Source organism: bacterium (genome assembly GCA_030019025.1).
In the GTDB taxonomy this organism is placed as follows: Bacteria; Hydrothermota; Hydrothermia; order UBA1063; family UBA1063; genus UBA1063.
The window spans coordinates 1-18,283 of record JASEFR010000024.1 but is presented as its reverse complement, the minus strand read 5'-3'; the positions used below and the strand labels follow the sequence as shown (position 1 = coordinate 18,283).

At 41.1% G+C, this 18,283-nt stretch carries 19 protein-coding genes; 6 read left to right on the top strand and 13 right to left on the bottom strand.

The annotated features are described in order from the left end of the window. The first annotated feature begins 97 nt into the window (after window positions 1-97). The 3 genes from QMD82_06830 to QMD82_06820 are packed head-to-tail and all read left to right on the top strand — an operon-like array spanning window position 98 to window position 3,267. Window positions 98-1,984 (top strand): aldehyde ferredoxin oxidoreductase family protein, encoded by a 1,887-nt coding sequence (locus tag QMD82_06830; protein MDI6851629.1) that lies wholly within the window; start codon window positions 98-100, stop codon window positions 1,982-1,984. Window positions 1,985-2,023: 39 nt separating this feature from the next. Beyond that, the gene (gene tsaB, locus QMD82_06825; protein MDI6851628.1) at window positions 2,024-2,635 is read left to right on the top strand and encodes a tRNA (adenosine(37)-N6)-threonylcarbamoyltransferase complex dimerization subunit type 1 TsaB; all 612 of its coding nucleotides are present in this window, start codon (window positions 2,024-2,026) and stop codon (window positions 2,633-2,635) included. Beyond that, window positions 2,632-3,267 carry a DUF1614 domain-containing protein gene (locus QMD82_06820; GenBank protein MDI6851627.1) on the top strand — a complete coding sequence of 212 codons (636 nt, stop codon included), beginning with the start codon at window positions 2,632-2,634 and terminating at the stop codon, window positions 3,265-3,267. Before tsaB ends, QMD82_06820 begins: the two co-directional genes overlap by 4 nt. On the opposite strand, the gene QMD82_06815 is transcribed toward QMD82_06820, so the two are convergent. Genes QMD82_06815 through QMD82_06765 form a run of 11 tightly spaced genes read right to left on the bottom strand, consistent with a single transcriptional unit; the run spans window position 3,268 to window position 13,398 of the window. Then, window positions 3,268-3,423 (bottom strand): hypothetical protein, encoded by a 156-nt coding sequence (locus tag QMD82_06815; GenBank protein MDI6851626.1) that lies wholly within the window; start codon window positions 3,421-3,423, stop codon window positions 3,268-3,270. It abuts the gene before it with no gap. After that, on the bottom strand, window positions 3,420-5,324 hold the full coding sequence (locus QMD82_06810; GenBank protein ID MDI6851625.1) for a phospholipase D-like domain-containing protein: 1,905 nt from the start codon (window positions 5,322-5,324) through the stop codon (window positions 3,420-3,422). The genes QMD82_06815 and QMD82_06810 overlap by 4 nt, the downstream gene beginning before the upstream one ends. 39 nt (window positions 5,325-5,363) lie before the next feature. Continuing rightward, complete coding sequence (purH, locus tag QMD82_06805) at window positions 5,364-6,875, bottom strand: bifunctional phosphoribosylaminoimidazolecarboxamide formyltransferase/IMP cyclohydrolase (GenBank protein MDI6851624.1); 1,512 nt, start codon at window positions 6,873-6,875, stop codon at window positions 5,364-5,366. 1 nt (window position 6,876) lies between these two features. Next, window positions 6,877-7,446, bottom strand: a complete 570-nt coding sequence (gene purN, locus QMD82_06800; GenBank protein ID MDI6851623.1) for a phosphoribosylglycinamide formyltransferase — start codon at window positions 7,444-7,446, stop codon at window positions 6,877-6,879. Then, window positions 7,443-8,630: a nicotinate phosphoribosyltransferase gene (locus QMD82_06795; protein ID MDI6851622.1), complete on the bottom strand. Its 1,188-nt coding sequence runs from the start codon at window positions 8,628-8,630 to the stop codon at window positions 7,443-7,445. Before QMD82_06795 ends, purN begins: the two co-directional genes overlap by 4 nt. A 1-nt stretch (window position 8,631) precedes the next feature. After that, on the bottom strand, window positions 8,632-9,630 hold the full coding sequence (locus QMD82_06790; protein ID MDI6851621.1) for a hypothetical protein: 999 nt from the start codon (window positions 9,628-9,630) through the stop codon (window positions 8,632-8,634). Next, window positions 9,618-10,934: a DNA repair protein RadA gene (gene radA / locus QMD82_06785; protein ID MDI6851620.1), complete on the bottom strand. Its 1,317-nt coding sequence runs from the start codon at window positions 10,932-10,934 to the stop codon at window positions 9,618-9,620. The genes QMD82_06790 and radA overlap by 13 nt, the downstream gene beginning before the upstream one ends. Before the next feature lies 1 nt (window position 10,935). Beyond that, window positions 10,936-11,733 carry an MlaD family protein gene (locus tag QMD82_06780; protein MDI6851619.1) on the bottom strand — a complete coding sequence of 266 codons (798 nt, stop codon included), beginning with the start codon at window positions 11,731-11,733 and terminating at the stop codon, window positions 10,936-10,938. Then, window positions 11,709-12,356: a fructose-6-phosphate aldolase gene (gene fsa / locus QMD82_06775; GenBank protein ID MDI6851618.1), complete on the bottom strand. Its 648-nt coding sequence runs from the start codon at window positions 12,354-12,356 to the stop codon at window positions 11,709-11,711. The genes QMD82_06780 and fsa overlap by 25 nt, the downstream gene beginning before the upstream one ends. 13 nt (window positions 12,357-12,369) lie before the next feature. Continuing rightward, window positions 12,370-13,098 (bottom strand): tRNA pseudouridine(38-40) synthase TruA, encoded by a 729-nt coding sequence (truA, locus tag QMD82_06770; GenBank protein MDI6851617.1) that lies wholly within the window; start codon window positions 13,096-13,098, stop codon window positions 12,370-12,372. Window positions 13,099-13,101: 3 nt separating this feature from the next. Further along, entirely contained in the window at window positions 13,102-13,398 is a 297-nt protein-coding gene (locus QMD82_06765; GenBank protein ID MDI6851616.1) for a DUF3467 domain-containing protein, read from the bottom strand. 70 nt (window positions 13,399-13,468) lie between these two features. On the opposite strand from QMD82_06765, the gene gatB reads away from it, so the two are divergent. The 3 genes from gatB to QMD82_06750 all read left to right on the top strand — a co-directional run bounded on the left by gatB (window position 13,469) and on the right by QMD82_06750 (window position 16,467). Further along, window positions 13,469-14,893, top strand: a complete 1,425-nt coding sequence (gene gatB / locus QMD82_06760; GenBank protein MDI6851615.1) for an Asp-tRNA(Asn)/Glu-tRNA(Gln) amidotransferase subunit GatB — start codon at window positions 13,469-13,471, stop codon at window positions 14,891-14,893. 145 nt (window positions 14,894-15,038) lie between these two features. Continuing rightward, window positions 15,039-15,284 (top strand): hypothetical protein, encoded by a 246-nt coding sequence (locus QMD82_06755; GenBank protein MDI6851614.1) that lies wholly within the window; start codon window positions 15,039-15,041, stop codon window positions 15,282-15,284. Continuing rightward, entirely contained in the window at window positions 15,277-16,467 is a 1,191-nt protein-coding gene (locus QMD82_06750) for a DNA polymerase IV (GenBank protein MDI6851613.1), read from the top strand. The genes QMD82_06755 and QMD82_06750 overlap by 8 nt, the downstream gene beginning before the upstream one ends. A gap of 2 nt (window positions 16,468-16,469) precedes the next feature. Here QMD82_06750 and QMD82_06745 read toward each other — a convergent pair whose 3' ends face one another. Continuing rightward, complete coding sequence (locus tag QMD82_06745; protein ID MDI6851612.1) at window positions 16,470-16,745, bottom strand: hypothetical protein; 276 nt, start codon at window positions 16,743-16,745, stop codon at window positions 16,470-16,472. A 383-nt stretch (window positions 16,746-17,128) separates the two neighbouring features. Next, window positions 17,129-17,971 carry a hypothetical protein gene (locus QMD82_06740; GenBank protein ID MDI6851611.1) on the bottom strand — a complete coding sequence of 281 codons (843 nt, stop codon included), beginning with the start codon at window positions 17,969-17,971 and terminating at the stop codon, window positions 17,129-17,131. Between the last annotated feature and the right edge of the window lie 312 nt (window positions 17,972-18,283).

The following is an 18,283-nucleotide window of genomic DNA, read 5'->3' as shown; positions in this document are numbered from 1 at the left end:
TAAACCTCACCACTCGATTATTTTGTTAGAAATCTGTGAAAATTTGAACAAGTTAAGAATCTTCGTTATAATTTGTAAACAAACAGGAGGTTTCTTCATGAAAGGGTATGCGGGGAAAATTCTGAGAATAAATCTCACTACAAAAGAGATAAAAACTGAACCCCTGAAAGAAGAGTTTGCAAGGAAATACATTGGCGGAGTAGGGTTCGGTGCAAAAATACTTTATGATGAAGTTCCCGCAAAAGCAGATCCCCTTGGTCCAGATAACAAACTCATTATAACCCCGGGAAACCTTGTAGCCACTGGCCTTCCAACTATGTCAAAAACTGCCCTGAATTTCAAATCACCTTTAACCGGTGGTTATGGTAGAGCCATGGTAGGTGCATATCTGGGCGAAGAACTCAAAAAAGCAGGCTACGACTGCCTTATTATTGAAGGTACTTCAGACAAACCTGTTTACATTTTAATTGAGGACGACAAAGTAGAAATTAAGGATGCCAGTGATTTGTGGGGGACTCTGACCAGTGAGGCTCATAAAAAGCTGCAGGAAAGGCATGGAAAGGTGCGGACCGGTATTATCGGACCTGCAGGTGAAAAGCTCTCCAAAATCTCTGAAGTAGATTTTGAAGAAAGGCAGGCAGCCCGTGCAGGTGTTGGTGCTGTAATGGGCTCAAAGAAGCTGAAGGCCATTGCTGTAAAAGGCACTAAGGAAATCGAATACTACGACAAAAACATGCTAAAAGAGCTAATCCTGAAATGGGGTAAAATAATCAAAGAGCATCCTGCTACTGAAGCCGACATGAAGTATGGAAGCGGTGAGTTCTACGAGTGGGTCAACAAAGAAAGAGGAACATTCCCATCTCTAAACTGGAGATACGGCTATATGCCTGTTTACGACCAGCTAAAGGAAGGCGAAAAGTCTCACCTTGACCCGTATTACTGGGCCCCAAAATACACAGTTAAAAACAGGCCCTGTCCACACTGCACCAAACCCTGTGGAAGATACATAAAGATAACCGACGGAAAATATGCAGGCACAGAGGTAGAAGGAGTTGAATATGAGGTACTCTACTCCCTTGGTGGGGTCTTGGGCATAGATGATATTGGTGCTGTCGCAAAAATGAACAAGCTCTGCGACGATTACGGGCTTGATGCCATTTCCGCCGGTGTCACACTGGCCTGGGCAATGGAATGCTATGAACTCGGCCTTTTGACAAAGGAAGATACCGACGGACTGGATTTGAAGTTTGGTAATGACGAAGCAGCAGTTAAGGCTATTGAAATGATGGGAAAAAAGGAAGGAAAACTCGGCGAGCTGCTCTTTAACGGTTCGAAGGAAGCAGCTGAAAAACTTGGAAAGGATTCTTGGAAATATGCGGTCCATATAAAAGGACTTGAATTACCAGCTTATGATATAAGGGGATTAAAGGGTGTTGCGCTTGCCTTTGCAGTATCAACAAGGGGCGGTTGCCATTTAACGGGTGGCGCTTACGGAATTGAACTTACCGGAAAATGGTGGAAGATGTCAAATGTTGACAGAACCAAAGGTGAGTGGAAAGGTTTTGAAATAAAAACCTTAGAAGATCTGATGACCATTTATGACGCCACAGGTGCCTGCAAATTCTCAAGACATATGTTCTTCATTGAGGGCTTCCCCGAGATGTTTAAGGCCGTAACAGGTTGGGATATAAGTGAAGAAGAACTCTGGGTTGCTGGTGAAAGGATTTACAATATAACAAAAATGTTCAATGTGAGAGAGGGATTTTCAAGGAAGGACGATCATCTTCCATGGAAGGTCATGAATGCTCCAATTCCTGCCGGTCCTTCAAAAGGGCTTTATGTGTCTGAGGAAGAATTTAACAGAATGCTCGACGAATACTACATTGCAAGAGGATGGTCCAAAGAGGGAATTCCTACAAAAGCGAAGCTCTCTCAACTTGGTCTTCAAGATCTCGCTGAAGAACCCTTTGCAGCGGGAATATAATTTAGAATTTAGGGGGGCCTTAAAAGGCCCCCTAAAAATATGATTTCAATTTTTATAGGAAATCTTTCAAGTTGTCCATCTCTTCTTTTGTCATATAACCACAAAAAAGAGTATTTCATAAAATCTTCCATTAAATACTCGCATCAGGAAAATATAATTCTTCTCATTGATTCCCTTTTAAAATTAAAAAAGGCGACCCCTGAGGATATTGAAGAACTTATTATTTACGAAGGGCCTGGATTATTTACAAGTCTGAGGATTGGGTACGCAGTGGCAAAGGCCTTCTATCTTAAAAAACCAAACTACAAACTTTACACCATAAAATCCCTCGATGCCCTTGCTATTACAAAAGGTCCAGACAAAGGGCATTACATTCCCTGTCTTCCTGCTCAAAAAGGGGAAGTCTTTTACGCGCTGTATGAATCAAAAAAAAGAATTTCAGAAATTGGCATTGAAAAAATTGAGAATCTGAAGGCTAACTATCCCGATTACGAAATTGGGTACTTTCCTGAATTTCCTGATGCGGACGCGCTTTACGAAGCTTTCATAGAGTTAAAGGATCAGTTAAAACCTGTTAAGCCTGTGGAAGCGGAGCCTTTTTACGTAAGGCTACCGGATGCATATTCAAAAATCAGGAGGAATAATCAATGATTTTTATACCCTTTGGTATCATTCTGCTTTTAATAATTCTATTTTTCACAGGTATTTTCCTAACTTTATGGATGCTGGGCTTAATTCCTTTCGCTTTTGCAAAACTGGGAATTAGTCCTCAAACTGCCATTTTCCTTTACCTCTTTACCTTAATTGGAAGCTTCATTAATATACCATTAGCAAAACAAACATCCTATACCCTGAGGAGAAACTACTGGTTTGTTATCCCTGAAGTTCAAGAAACCATAGTTGGTATTAATGTGGGTGGTGCTATAATACCAGTAATAGTTTCTCTTTACCTCCTCACTAAAATCAATCCCATTCAATGCATAATCCCTGTAATCATTATGGCGTTCATCTGTAAATCCCTGACAAGAGTTATTCCCGGAAGAGGATTCGTAATGCCTGCATTTATACCACCAATTGTGGCAATCCTGTTATCTTATACCTTTTATCCCGAGAATCCAGCAGCCTGCGCCTATGTCACCGGCACTCTTGGTACCCTTATAGGAGCAGACTTGATGAATTTACATAAGATTAAAAATTTGCACAGTACATTAGTAAGTATTGGCGGTGCCGGAGTCTTCGACGGAATATTTCTAACAGGGATTCTTTCCGCTCTTCTGGTGTAATTACCTTATTTTTATAATTTTCCCCAAGACCGTTCCCTTTTCATCCCTGACGAAATAGACGCCGGGGCGAACCGTTTTCCCCTGAGAGTCTCTACCGTCCCAGTACCTTTCTTCCCCTACCCTTTTTATCTCCCTTCCATTCACATCAAATATCACCAGATTAGCCCTTGAAAACCTAACCAAACTTGTGAAGGGATTCGGTGAAGCAATAATATCTCTCCTTGAACTGAATTCGGGGATACCCAAGTACCCCCCGCCTCCGTAAAATGAACCTTGAACCAGTCCCAGTACAACCTCGCAATCTCTGAATTCCTAATTATTACCAAGTTCTCATCATTATAACCCGTTCCATTGTTTGACCAGTTCATTGAACCCGTTATCACATAGGTCGTATCAATAATCATGACCTTAGCATGCAAAAGATTGTAAGGCGAAGAAACATTTGCCCAGTAGACATCAAGTCCAGCTCTCTGAAGGCTATCAAATACCGGACTTAAACTCACATTATCTTCATGAACCCCACGGACTGAAATCCCACGGCTGTGAAGGGAAATCAGGGTATCTCTTAAATCTCCCCTGGTAAAGCTATAAATGAGATAGGAAATTGAAGATCTTGCCCTTGAAGCAAAACTGCAAACATATTGAATGGGATCATCCTGAGGCGAGAAATAAACCCAAACCGTGTCATTCCCTGAGACAAAGCAATGTTCTGTAAGCACGTCACTCTTTCTTGTCCCGGTTCGAGAAGCGAGGGTGTCGGGTTCTTCCGCTGAACTCCCCCACATCTGATTAAACTCCTGAGTGTATGCTTCAGCTACCTCCGCGCTCTTGATTATCAAAACATTATCTACGTGTAAATAATCTCCTGCGTTGAAGCTTCCCGTCCATACGAAATCATTGGAGGGATCATTATCTCCAAAATCTCTCACAATAAACTTATTGTGCATAATGTGATCTGTCGAATTGTCACCTACTCCTTCGTGAATAACCGGGATTCCGTTATCCTTCAACCTCTTGATTTCTTCTCTATCGTAATAGCTTGTATCTGTTATTATTCTGATTCTTACCCCGCGCCCTTTCGCTGCTATGAGTGAATCTACAATCACATTATTAAAGATCTCATAATAGCAGCAATCAAGAGAGTAGGTAGCGTTGTGTATAAACTCGCCCAGTTTGCCAAAAAGATCATTGTTTTCAAAATATACTGTGAAGGAAAATCCACCCACCTGAAATCCGAAGGTGTCGGAGTAAACCGTATGATACTGATCACTGGCTACGAGATAATACCTTACAAGGCTTCCATTGGGTTGGCCAGAAATCGTAAAGTAATAAGTTGAATTTTGCCCAGAGTCCGGGGCAATGATTTGAAATGCGCCGAAATTAACACTGCAGTGGAGTTCGCATGACTGCAGATCCCCATCAGGGTCATTAACCTGTGCAATAACGTTAAAAGGTTGATCAGGGTCAGGGTATTCCGGACTTCTCGCTATCGAAGCAAAGCTGGGAGGTGAACCCTGAGGGGGAGAATCCGTTCGGTAAAAAGATGCCTTATCTGCATAGCCCCCTAAGGCGCCATTGGCATAGCACCTGATCCTGAGACGGGCATAACCGGCACTGTCCGGAGCAGTATAAACAATGGAATCAACAACCCATAAATTTAAAACATCTGCATATTTAACTTCTGTTGATGATATAAATGAATCACTCGATGTATACCAGCTAATTAGAAAGCCAATTCCACTATATCCAGTCCCAGCCACAGCATAAAGGGCTACTTTAAATGTGTAAGAAACACCTGGAGTAACAGGGACATCTTGATATATACCGGCGTTAGTAGTCCCTGTCGCTTCCAAACCCACGCTGTAATTTCCATCGTACACCGGTGTGGTTGTTTGAGTTATATTAACTCCGCTTTCCTTAAGCCAGCCTGTTGGTAACCCTCCACTCCAATCCTCAAAACTTCCATTAGTTATAAGTTCCTGTGCATAGGAGAAAGGGACAAAAGCCAAAAAACTCAATACTGTGAATAATTTAATAATTTTGTGGAATCTTTTCATAACACGAATATTTTAACAGGTGCGAAAAAAATTTCCAAGCTAATGCCTGAATCGCCTTATTCCAGTGAAAACAAGGTTGATTCCCAGTTCCTTTGCTTTATCAATTACTTCTTGGTCTCTTTTAGAGCCTCCCGGCTCAACGACAAGCATGATCCCATGGCTGTGAGCAAGCTCTATACTATCACTGAAAGGGAAAAATCCATCAGAAATAAGGATTGAATCCTTTGCCCTTTCTCCCGCCTTTCTAAGAGCAATTCGCATAGCCTCCACCCTGCTCGTTTGACCACCACCGATTCCCACGGTCATTCCATCTTTAACGAGGACTATGGCATTAGACTTTACATGTTTAACAACTTTATCACCGAAATAAACGTCCTTAAACCAGCTTTCATCAAACTCCCCTGCCACTACCTTCAAATCCTCTCTTTTTAATTCCCTCGTGTCTTTCTTTTGAACGAGTAAATCCCGATCCACGAATCGGTATTCCAAGGGAAAGTGGCCTCCTTCCTTCACCCTTACAACTCTTCTTTTCTTCTTTTTCCTAAGAATTTCAATAGCTTCCTTCTCGTAGTCGGGTGCCACCAGAACTTCAAAAAAGAAGTCATTTAGCAAACTGGCAAGTTTTTCATCTATTAAACCGTTGAAGGCAACAATTCCGCCATAGGCAGATTCTTCGTCTGATTTCAAAGCCTTCCAGAAAGCCTCTTCCAGATTTTCTCCAATTCCCACACCACAGGGGACATTATGCTTGATTATAGCACAGGCTGGATCTTTAAACTCATCTGCTACCTGCCACGCGGAGTAAAGGTCGAGAATGTTATTATATGAAAGCTCTATGCCCCAGAGAAGTTCAATCCTCTTTAAAAAAGTATCTTTAAAGGTAGAATTGTAAAAAACCGCTCCCTCTTGGTGTGGATTTTCACCGTATCTTAAGTCAAAGGCCTTATAAAAAGCTCCAGCAATAAAGACATCATCCATTTCAAATCTCTTCGAGAGCTCGCTGTAAATCTCACTATCATACTCAATCACCTTTCTAAATCCTTTGAGGGCAAGATTTTTTCTATCATCAATAGACAAACTGCCATTTTTAATTTTCTCTGAAACCCATTTATAATCTGAAGGGTCGCAAACAAGGGTGACCCATAAGTAATTCTTTGAAGCAGCTCTTATAAGTGAAACTCCTCCGATGTCAATGAATTCAAGAAGGGCTTCAAGGTCAAGATTTAACTTTTCACTAAAAGGATACAGATTGACAACAACAAAATCTATAAGGGGAAAGTTATGTCTTTCAAGGAATTGTAAATCCTCGCTATTATTTCTTCGAGCAAGGATACCACCAAAGATTCCAGGGTGAAGGGTTTTAACTCTTCCTCCCGGGGATTCTTGAAAGCCCGTTATTTCCTCAACACTGGTAACATCAAATCCCTTGCCCTTCAGGTATTTAAGGGTTCCTCCCGTTGAAAGAATGCCGTAGCCCGCTTCCTTCAAGGCATGTACGAGTTCCTCTACGCCCTCCTTATAATAAACACTGACAAGCGCGAAAGGTTTCATATCAATCTCCCAGCAGCAATTTTTTGATCACATATGGATAGGTTTTGTGTTCTAATCTGTGGATTCTACGCTCAACGCCTCCAAGGGTCTCACCATCCCTCACCTTAATACAGGCCTGTTCAATAATTGGTCCAGAATCAACACCTTCATCTACATAGTGAATAGTTATTCCCACAACTCTACACCCTGCCTTGTAAGCCCTTTCTATAGCATTTAAACCGGGAAAAGCTGGCAAAATAGCAGGATGTATATTCACAATTTTCCATCTAAAACGCTCAACGATAAAGGAGGGAAGAATTCTCATATACCCTGCAAGGACAATAAGGTCGGGGTTTAACTCTTCAAGTTTTTTCAGCAGAGCCTCATTATAAGCCCTCTTACTTTCAAAACTCTTGTAATCCAGAATAACATAAGGAACCTTAAGCCTATGCGCCCTTTTTATCGCACGGGCGGAAGGGTTATCGGTAATCATAGAGACACACTCAATGGACCAACCATGTTTCCTTATAGCCTTTATAATGGCTTCAAAATTACTCCCGTTTCCAGAGGCAAGGACAACAATTCTCTTCATACTTGAAGATCAACCCGTTGAAGCTGTGCCAAAACATAACTTCTTATTTCATCAACAGTTGGTAATGAGCGTACCACCTTTCCATTTTCCAGATACTGTATCAGCGTAAGCTCCATATTCTCACCACAAGAGGAACAACTAACAGAGTCAACACTATTAGAAGTAACCTTGAGAGTTTGACAATGACTGCATTTCCATACTTTCTTTCTACCACTGAACTTGCCCTTTTTGGCCAGCGGTGCCCCCTCAACTTCCACAATGTCCATTGCAAAATCAATGGTTGGAGCATTGGAAATAGATGTTCCCACGCCAAACCCGAAGGCGCCAGCCTTCTTAAGAGGCGGAATGTCGTCCTCATCAAGTCCTCCCGAAACGTAAATCCTCACGTTCTCAAACCCCCTCAAATCCAGCTCCCATCTGACTTCCCTTACAATTCGCTCCATATTACCCCTTCGGGATGCTGGAGTATCAAGTCTAACACCAAGGAGATCTTTTATTCTGGAAGCTGCTTCCAATGCGGCAAATTTTTCATCACCAAAAGTATCAATAAGGGCAATTCTTGGAATGTCCTGAGGAATCACATCATCATAAGCCTTCCAAGCTTCTTCTTCACCCATAACCAACATTAAAGCGTGGGGCATGGTACCTGTTGGTCTCTTACCTATAGCCTCAGCTCCTAATATAGAAGAAACACCGTCACAACCGCCGATATAGGCATTTCTATCAATAAAAGGAGCAAGGGCTGGATGCATTCTCCTAACTCCAAAAGACAATACAATCGAGTCACCAGCAGCCTTTTTTATTCTCGCAGATTTCGTAGCTACACCGGACGCCTGACATATAAAACCAAGAACAGGAGTTTCAAATTCAGAAAAAGAAGAATATTCACCTTCGATAACCATTACCGGCACGGGGATTCCTTCAAAATCCCTTGGACTAAATAATGTTCCTTCTGGTATTGAATACAGGTTTACCGGAATTCCTTCAAGTAGCTTCACAACATATTCCAATCCTGCAAAAACGGCCCACTGATATCCGTCAGGTAAAGACCCTACGGTAAACTCGGCCACCACTGATTTCTTTACGTTTTTGTGCCGCAAGATTTCCACAGTCCGCTTAAAATATACGTCAGTAGTTAACCCCTTTCTAATCTCGTCTTCCGAAGCGGTATGAAAAGGGTTCATATTACATTTCTCCTTTCAGTCTAGCAAATACAATTCGACCAGTCTCTGTCTGCAAAACAGAGTGGACCACGACTTCAATCTCCTGACCTATATAAGAATTGGCTCCATCAACAACCACCATAGTTCCATCCACAAGATACCCAACTCCCTGCTTCTTGTCCTTTTCCTTACCTTCACGAACTATTTTGATCTTTATTAAATCCCCTGAATTTAATGGCAACTTTAACCTCTCCGTAAGTTCATTAACGTTTAAAACAAAAACACCCTGATGTTCTGCAATTTTTTTCAGATTATAGTCAGTAGTAATAAGCTTGGCTCCAGTTTTTCTTGCGAGTTCAATGAGTTTTTCATCTACATCGTGCTTACCTACTATATCCTCACGAACAATCAATAATTTATCTTTCAGCAATTCTTTTAACTTATCCAGCATCTCCATGCCCCGCCTTCCCTTCTCTCTCTTATCAGGATCCTTAGAATCTGCGATACTTTGAAGTTCCTTTAACACAAAGGCAGGTATTGCAAGATTACCCTCAAGAAATCCAAGTTCCACCATATCCACAATCCTTCCATCAATTAGCGCACTTGTATCAATAAGTTTCGTGCTTTTTCTTATCTCACCCCTGGTTTTTTCTTTGGTTTTGATAAGTTCGTCTTTTCTGGACAGAACATAAGCCACAAAAAGGTATATTGCTGCAGTATTTGTAATAAGAAATATCCATCCTCTGGTCTCAGGTCCTCTAAAAGCAGGAAATTGAATAATTAAAAAGCCGATAAAAGTCCCAAAAAGTGAACCTGCGATAATCGTTGCAAGAAATACTGCAACCTCTCTAAACGTCCTGCGATAAAGAAGCTTTTCAAGTGCAATAACAGAGTAGGAAATGAGAAAGGCAATGGCTATTGTCCAATAAGGAGACAGCAGATGAACTCTTATGCCCACAAAACTGATGAGACCAAACAACAAAATAAATACGATAATACGCCGAACATTTATCCAAGACATAGCCTAACAACCTCCTCAACACTTTTAAATTCTAATGGTGAAAACACGTTTATAAAACCAAGCCTTCTGGCTTCTTCAATTCTTTTTTGAAGGTTTACAACCCTACGCACCTCTCCACCAAGTCCAACTTCCCCAATAAAAACGGCATTTTCAGGCAAAGCCCTCTTTTTATAAGAAGATATGACAGAAGCCACCACTGCAAGGTCAGCGGAGGAATCGCCAACCTTTATTCCTCCTGTCACATTCAAAAATATGTCCATACTCCTCAAGCTTACCCCAGCAAACCTTTCAACAACCGCAAGAAGCATGTAAAGTCTTTTGGTATCAAAACCCGTAGTTACCCTTTGGGGAGAAGGGAAAAAAGTTGGGAGTACAAGAGATTGAATTTCCACAAGTATTGGCCTTTTCCCTTCCATAAGGACAGTGTAAGCAATTCCTTCCTTCCTCACATGGTCCTTTGAAATAAATAGTGTAGCTGCATCACTCACCTCTTTTAAACCGCTGGAAGTCATTTCAAATATACCTATTTCATCAGAACTACCATACCTGTTTTTTGTGCATCTCAAAATTCTTAAATCCGAGCCCTTCTCGCCTTCAAGATATAACACAACATCCACCATGTGCTCCAATGTTTTCGGACCCGCAAGTGTGCCATCCTTGGTTACATGGCCAACGATAATGGTACTCATAAGCCTTTCCTTCGTAAGCCGAAGAAGTTCTGCTCCACACTCCCTTACTTGGGTTACGCTTCCCACAACTTGTTCTATCTCAGGCATAAAAATTGTCTGAACAGAATCAATGATAAGCAAAAAAGGTTCAATTTTTTCGACAACCGCCATTATTTCGGAGATGTCTTGTTCACCTATTATGTACAGAAGATCACTAAAAATACCAAGACGAGACGCCCTACCTTTTACCTGTTCAGGGGATTCCTCGCCTGAAACATATAGTACTTTCAGCCCCCTGTCAGTTATAGCCTTCGCTATCTGTAGTAAAAGAGTTGACTTACCGATGCCGGGTTCACCTCCCAGCAATATCAGACTTGAAGGGGTAATTCCTTCCTCCACAACCCTATCAAATTCATAGATGCCCGTAGGAACCTTAGCATACTCCTTAGTCTCTATTTCGCTGATTCTCATTACCTTATGTGCACCAGATTTTCCACCTGGATACAAAGGCTGGTCTCTAAACTCCTTAAATGTATTCCATTCACCGCAATTTGGACACCTGCCAAGCCATTTCACACTCTCATACCCACAGTTAGAGCAAACAAAATAGGACTTTGCTTTTTGTGGTTTAGCCATTTCAGAATAGTTTAAGTCTGGCTTTTATTTCAATACCCTTCTTAAGTTCCTGTGAAATTATTTGCATAATCTCAAAAGCGGAATCAATTTTACTGTAAAGGGAATCATCCGATAATATGGGATTCCTTCTCAAAGCTTTCATCGTTGAATCAGCTTCGATCAGCACTGCATCAAGCCTCTTCAAAACCGTCGTGATGTTATCATTCTGCTGAGAGATTGCAACAAATGCGGTGTCCTTCAATCCCCTTATCATCTCATCAACCTCAGCAAGAGTTCGGTCTAAACGCATAGCTAAAGGTTTCATCTCCCTAAAAGTGTTTTCCATTTCAGCTAAAAAGCTTACAAGGGTATCGGAAAGATTCAAAAATTCCCTCACAAGGTCATCGAAACTCTTCATCTTTAACCCCTGAAATCGGTATCTTTGTTTCAAAGGTTTGCCATCCCCAGGTATCACAAGAAGCCTTACTTGACCCAGAAGTCCGGAGGACTCGAGAATAACCTGAGATCCCTCATTCAATTTATAATTCTCTGTGAAGAAAATTATAACAATCCTGTTCCCTTCAATCCGAACATCGGAAACCTTGCCCATTGGCACACCAAGAACCGTTACCGCATCTCCCTTTCTGATGTTAACCGGGCCATCAAAAATTGCTTCGTAGTAGGTCCTGCTTTTGCGGATATTAAAATCTCGTGTTAGAAACAGTCCTCCAATCAGAAGAAAAAGGAGAAAGGCAATAGTTAATCCAACTTTTTCTTCGAGGGTCATCTTAAATACTATTTCCCTTTTAACTTTTCCCAATCTTTAAGAAACCTCTCAATTCCAATGTCCGTAAGTGGATGATTCACAAGTTGTCTAATAACCTTCGGTGGAATTGTAACAATATGCGCTCCCATAAGTGCAGCTTCAAGGACGTGGAGTGGATGTCTTACAGAAGCTACGATTACTTCGGTTTCAAAGCCATAATTTTCAAATATCTGTAAAATCTGTTCTACGATGTCAAGACCGTAATGGCTTATATCATCAAGTCTCCCCACAAAGGGAGATACATAGGCCGCCCCTGCCTTAGCTGCGAGCAAAGCCTGCACAGGCTGGAAGATTAGGGTCACATTTGTTTTAATCCCTTCCTTAGACAGGGTCTTTACCGCCCTCAAACCATCGACGGTCATGGGTATCTTTATAACAACGTGCTCATCAATTTTTGCAAGTTCTCTTGCCTCCCGTACCATTCCATCGTAATCAGTGGAGACCACCTCTGCAGAAACCGGACCCTTCAAAATCTCACAAATTCTCTTAATTACTTTGACCGGGTCCCCCCCTTCCTGAGAAAGGAGCGTAGGGTTTGTGGTTGCACCTTCAATGATCCCCCACTGAGCAAGTTCCTCAATTTCTCTTATGTTTGCAGTATCCACAAAGATCTTCATTACAGTCCTCCTTTTAATATTTGACTTCCAAAAGAGTTAATCCCTTTGCAGGAGCCACAATAACCTTTTTTTCTTTACCACGCAAAAATTCTTCAAAAAACTTACAATTACTAAACTTTTTGTACGAATAAACCATTGAACCCACAAGGGCCCTTACCAGCCGGTAAAGGAAATGGCTTCCCTCTACATAAAAAACCATCTCATCTTTTTCCCTTTTCCAATACGCATCGTAAAACCTAACCTTTTTAACCTCCTTTTCTTTAACCATTTCAAGGAAGGAGAAATCTACTTCACCTCTTATTAACTTTGCACACTGTGAAAGGACCACTTCATCCAAATGGTATGGCAACTCCCATACGTATCTTGATCTGAGAGGCGAACGTTTGCCATCCAATATCCTGTATCTATAAATCTTTGCCTTCGCAGAAAACCTTGCGTGGAAATCATCGGATGCAAACTCAAGAGATTTTACATAGACATCCGGAGGCAAAATCGCATTCAGAGCCCTTTTTAGTTTGGGAAGTTCAACCTCCAAATCTTGTTGAATATGCAAACTGAAAACTTGATTTTCCGCATGAACTCCTGCGTCTGTTCTGGAAGCTCCAATTAGCCTGAAGTCAACGCCCTTAAAAAGAGTCTCCAGCGCCTCTTTTAGCACGCCCTGAACCGTTCTCTGGTCTTTCTGGATTTGCCATCCGTAAAAGTCAGTTCCATCGTATTCCACTATACCTTTTATAACCATTCACTACTTTTCCTCTGGGGTAAAACCCATCTTCCTCTGCTCCATTCCAAAGAGTTTAACTTCTCCAAATTTTGCCTCGTACTGTTTGATGTTGTCTTCCAGAGCCTTCAACAACAATTTTGCATGCTGTGGGGTCATCAAAACCCTCGACTGGACCTTGGCCTTCGGCAGCCCCGGGAGGATTTTGGCAAAGTCAATAACAAATTCGCTGGGTGAGAAGGAAATCATCACCATATTAGAGTAAACGCCCTGGGCAACGCTTTCATCCAACTCTATTTCAAAAGGTTTTTGAATATCCATATAACCTCCTGTACTGCTTTAATTTTACATGATTTTTTCAAGTCTTTCAAAAGACCTGTAAAATTTTTATATGCAGGAAAATTACTATACGAAGATAGGCCTTGAAATCCACATTCAATTAAAAACTAAAACAAAGCTTTTCTGTGGGTGCAAAAATGAGTACGGTGTAATCCCCAACACCAACGTTTGCCCCGTTTGTCTCGGATACCCCGGCGTACTACCCGTATTAAACGAAGAAGCGGTGAGGATGGCTCTCAAAGTCGCCCTCGCACTCAACGCAAAAATCAATAAGCATTCGAGATTTTACAGAAAAAACTACTTCTACCCCGATCTTCCTAAAGGATATCAAATTACCCAGTACAGTGAATCCATTGCAGTAGAAGCCTACCTTGATATCAATGTAAACGATGAAATAAAAAGGATTGAAATTGAACGGATGAACATAGAAGAAGAGGCTGCAAGGTCCATTCATACTCCTCAGGGTGAAGTGTTACTTGATTTTAACCGAAGTGGAATTCCTCTGCTGGAAGTCGTTACAAAGCCATGCATCTCTTCCCCTCTTGAAGCTAAACTTTTCCTTGAAAAATTCCGCGATTACCTCAGATATTTAAAAATCTCTGACTGTGATATGGAAAAAGGTGAACTCCGTGTCGATGCAAATATCTCCCTTTCCCAGAATCCAGAGATTTACGGCACCAAGGTGGAGCTGAAAAACCTCAACTCTTTTAAAGCAGTTTATGAGGCACTCAATTATGAAAGGGAAAGACAAGAAAAACTTTTAAGGGAAGGGAGGAAAATTCACCAGGAAACACGAATGTGGGATGAATACTCGGGTGAATCAAGACCTATGAGAACAAAGGAAGAGAGCATGGACTACAGATACTTCCCTGAGCCCGATCTGCCTGTCCTTATTCTTGATGAAAAATTCATAGAAGAAGTTAAAGCCGAAATGCCGGAATTACCCGATAGGAAATACACAAGGTACATTGAAAATTACAAACTCTCACCTGAACAGGCAAAACTGATTGCCTTCGACAGAGAATACTCTGAATTTTTCGACAAGATTGCCAGAGAAGTAAAGGATAAAAAGTTGGTTGCCAACTGGCTTACCGTGATCTTTCCAGCGTACATAGGCAAAACCTGTCAATTTGAAGACCTGGAACCAACTGAATTTATAAGACTGGCTCACTCTTTGGAAATTAAAGAAATAAACAACAATCAAGCAAAAGAAGCTCTTACGAGATTTTTTGAAAAGGGTGTGCCTCTTTCAAAGAGTATTGAAGAATTCGCAGAATCTTCAAAGAAACTAAGCGAAGATGAACTGGAAAGGATAATTGATGAAGTCTTAGAGGAACAAAAAGAATTAGTGGAAAAATATCTTTCGGGCAAAACGGGGGTTTTTCAGGCTATTCTGGGTCAGTGCATGAAAAGGCTAAAAGGAAGCGGAAACCCTATCCACGTAAAGGAAATCCTTGAAAAAAAACTGAAAGGTTAAAAGTAGTTTTAACATAGTTTTTGCTCCACTATCTCGGATCTTTAAAATTCATGACGCCCAAATCTTGTAAGGTTTTAACTTCTAATTGCAACACAAACCTACTCTCTTGACAAAACACCTCATATAGTATACAATTGTATACATCATGGAGACCCTTAACCGAAAAGTTAATGTAATTGCCAGGTTCAACAGCGCAGGTACCGTATACCCCGTCTACATTGAATTTTCAGGAAACCTAATCAAACTTAAAAAACCCGATGCTACATGGAAAGAGAGAGTTGGACGCAATCTCATCACCAGATTTTCTTCATCAGACGGCATAAACAGGTACATTCTTGCCCTTGACCACGAAACCCTTGAATGGAAGCTGGAGGGAATAATCCATGAGTAGAAAATTTCTCCTTGTAGATATGGACGCCTTCTTTGTATCCTGCGAAGTCGCTGCGCGCCCCGAACTTAAAGGAAAACCCGTAGGTGTTGTAACCGGTGCCCAGAGACACGGTGTGGTTGCTTCAGTATCCTACGAAGCGAGAAAATATGGAGTCAAAGCGGGGATGCCTACCTACAAGGCAAAGGATCTTTGTCCTTCCATAGTGTTAATACCTGCCGACATAGTAAAATATGCCTACATCTCTGAATCCATAATGGATTACCTAAAATTAAACTTTCCAAAGGTGGAGGTTTTCTCTGTAGACGAAGCCTTTATAGACGTAACAGGCATCCCAGAGCCTATAGAGGTGGCTAAGAAAATTAAGAAATATATAAAAGAACATTTCCAGGTTCCACTAACCGTTGGAATCGGGCCATCACGGGTTATAGCTAAAATGGCCTGCGAGTTATCAAAACCTGATGGGCTGATGGAATTAAAGGAAGAAGAAATTCTTGAGAAACTCGGCGAATTAGACGTTGAGAAAATACCAGGTATTGGTGAAAGAAGCGCGGAAGCCCTGAGGTCCATCGGAATAAGAACAGTAAGAGACCTGTGGGTAACCGACGAGGAGGTTCTGGTAAGAAAATTCGGCATAAGGGGAAAGTGGTTCAAAGACATGGCAATGGGAAAGGATGCAGGATATTTTACCCTCGTAGAAAATAGTTTTCAGATGAAAAGTATCGGGCACTCTGAGACCTTCCCAAGAGATGTCGTAAACCCTGATGAAATCCGAGCTTATCTATTATACCTATGTGAAAAAACAGGCAAAAGATTAAGAAAAAATAATCTTATGGGGTACGGAGTCTCAGTATATATGAGATATTCAGATTTTACCGGCAGTGGGATTTCAAAGAAATTCTCACAACCCGTCATTACCAGCACCGAAATTTACCGAAATGCACTCTTTCTCTTAAACAGAATACTTGAAATTAAGCCTGTAAGGCTTATAGGAGTTTCTGTATTCGCCCTTAAGCCTTTGAAACTACAATTTTCGCTTTTTGAAAACAAAGAGAAAGAAATAAGACTTGAATTTTCCATTGACAAAATAAACGATACCTATGGTGACTTCACCGTAAAGCGTGCCCGCCTTGCCAGATTGAAAATCTCTCATGATGTAATTCCACCCAGGGGAATCCCGAGATAAGATTAAATCTCGATCTTTTCAAATTTTGCCAAGAATATACCGAAGTTGGGCCTTTTCATTTCCGTTATTTCAAAATTCATTCCTGTAAAATCTCTAAGATAATAGATAAAATCCTGTATATGCTCGTCAAAACAGCAACTGCATGAGGCGGCAGTACCTGAGAATTCAACGAACAAAGAATCTTTATCCATAGAAAGAATTTTTGCCTCACACTCCGGACTCCGGTTTTCGTTAAACTTCTTAAGCAACTTATCAACAACCTCTTTCAAATCCTCCATATCAAACTACTCCTTTTAGAGTAAAAAGTGCAAGAACACTTAATATATTAATGCCTGAAGTTTGAAAGGTCATTAAAAGTTGCTCCATTTTGCCAGAAAAAAAATGAGAGTTAAAACCTCTCTCACAGACGTTATCCCTCTGCGAAACTTATACACAGTAATTTTTGAAACCTCCTTGACTTATCTAATGTAGTAAAATGTCAAGATTCCCCTGAAACTTCGTGGAAATAATCATCCGCACTGCTTTTTCAAAAGCATGGCTAACTGCGATTCGGGGCTGGTTAATACCTAAGGCCAATTAATACATATTACGTCCAAAATTCGAAAGGCGGGGGCTTCCGCGCGGGAAGCCCCCCACCTTTCGAATTTCCATTTACCTACGATTAAAACTTTATTACCCTGTATTGTTTCCTTGTCCCCTCCGCATCCGCTACGACAAAATAAACTCCGGGTTTCAGGTAACCCAGTGAGAATTCCTTTCTCAACACTCCGCTGACCAATCCACTATAAAGAGTAGACAGTTTTCTTCCATCAACACCGTAAAGAAAAAGATCAACCTTTGTTGGCTTAATAGCAGAAAACTCAATGGGAAGGGTACTAACCGCAGTTGACGGAATTTTTATGTCCAAACTTGTTCTTTCAGAAACCGAAACCACAAGAGGACCGAAATAGGCCTTATCAACAATTATTGAGTCCTCGACCGTACTGTATTTATAAATTCTTAAATCAAACTTAAATCTTACCGCAGTAGAATCAGGCCTCGTTGTTTTTAACGAAACTTCCTGCCAATCAAGAGAATCGGTGGTATAGCTACTTGAGACAGCACTGCCAACAATGTTACCTATTGAGTCCTGCCAGTAGCAATAGAATCTTCCAGAAATGTTAGGTGAATTCTCTTTCACCATAATGCTCAAGAGAAAGGTATCATCCGCAAAAGGCAAGGTATCAATTCCATAAACGATATGATAAAAGCTGGCATCGTAACCAGAGGTATCACCTACTACAGCAAGTTTTGCGCCGAAACCTTCAAATCCTTCCACCTTTTTAATATTCGCTGAAACTCCACCCTGCGTTCCTCTTACGGACAGATGCCAGAACCTTGGCATTGAATCTTGCCCAACAGACGAGGTATCCCACGATTCAAAGTCCGGATTTAGGAGCAAATTAGATACTTGAGCCCCTAAGGGCACCGCACAAACCAGACAAACTAACAAAAACTTTTTCATGAAAACCTCCTCCGTTGAAGAAAATTGTAAAACGTCCCGACAATTTGGTCAATAAAAATGAAAATACTTGAAAATGCGAAAAATTCTTTACACGCCGCTAAAAATAGCATCAACCTTTTGCACGTTTGATAGCACTCCCTGGAAGCTTAGATTTTTATCCTTATATCACACAAGCGGACACATAACTTCTCTTTATACTACTTCTTCAATCTGAGCTTCTTCAGGATTAAATCATTCGGGTTTTTCTGTCTCAATCCTGGAACCTTAAAGTTATCTGACTTTTTAGCAGGAGTTCCCACATAAATATTCACA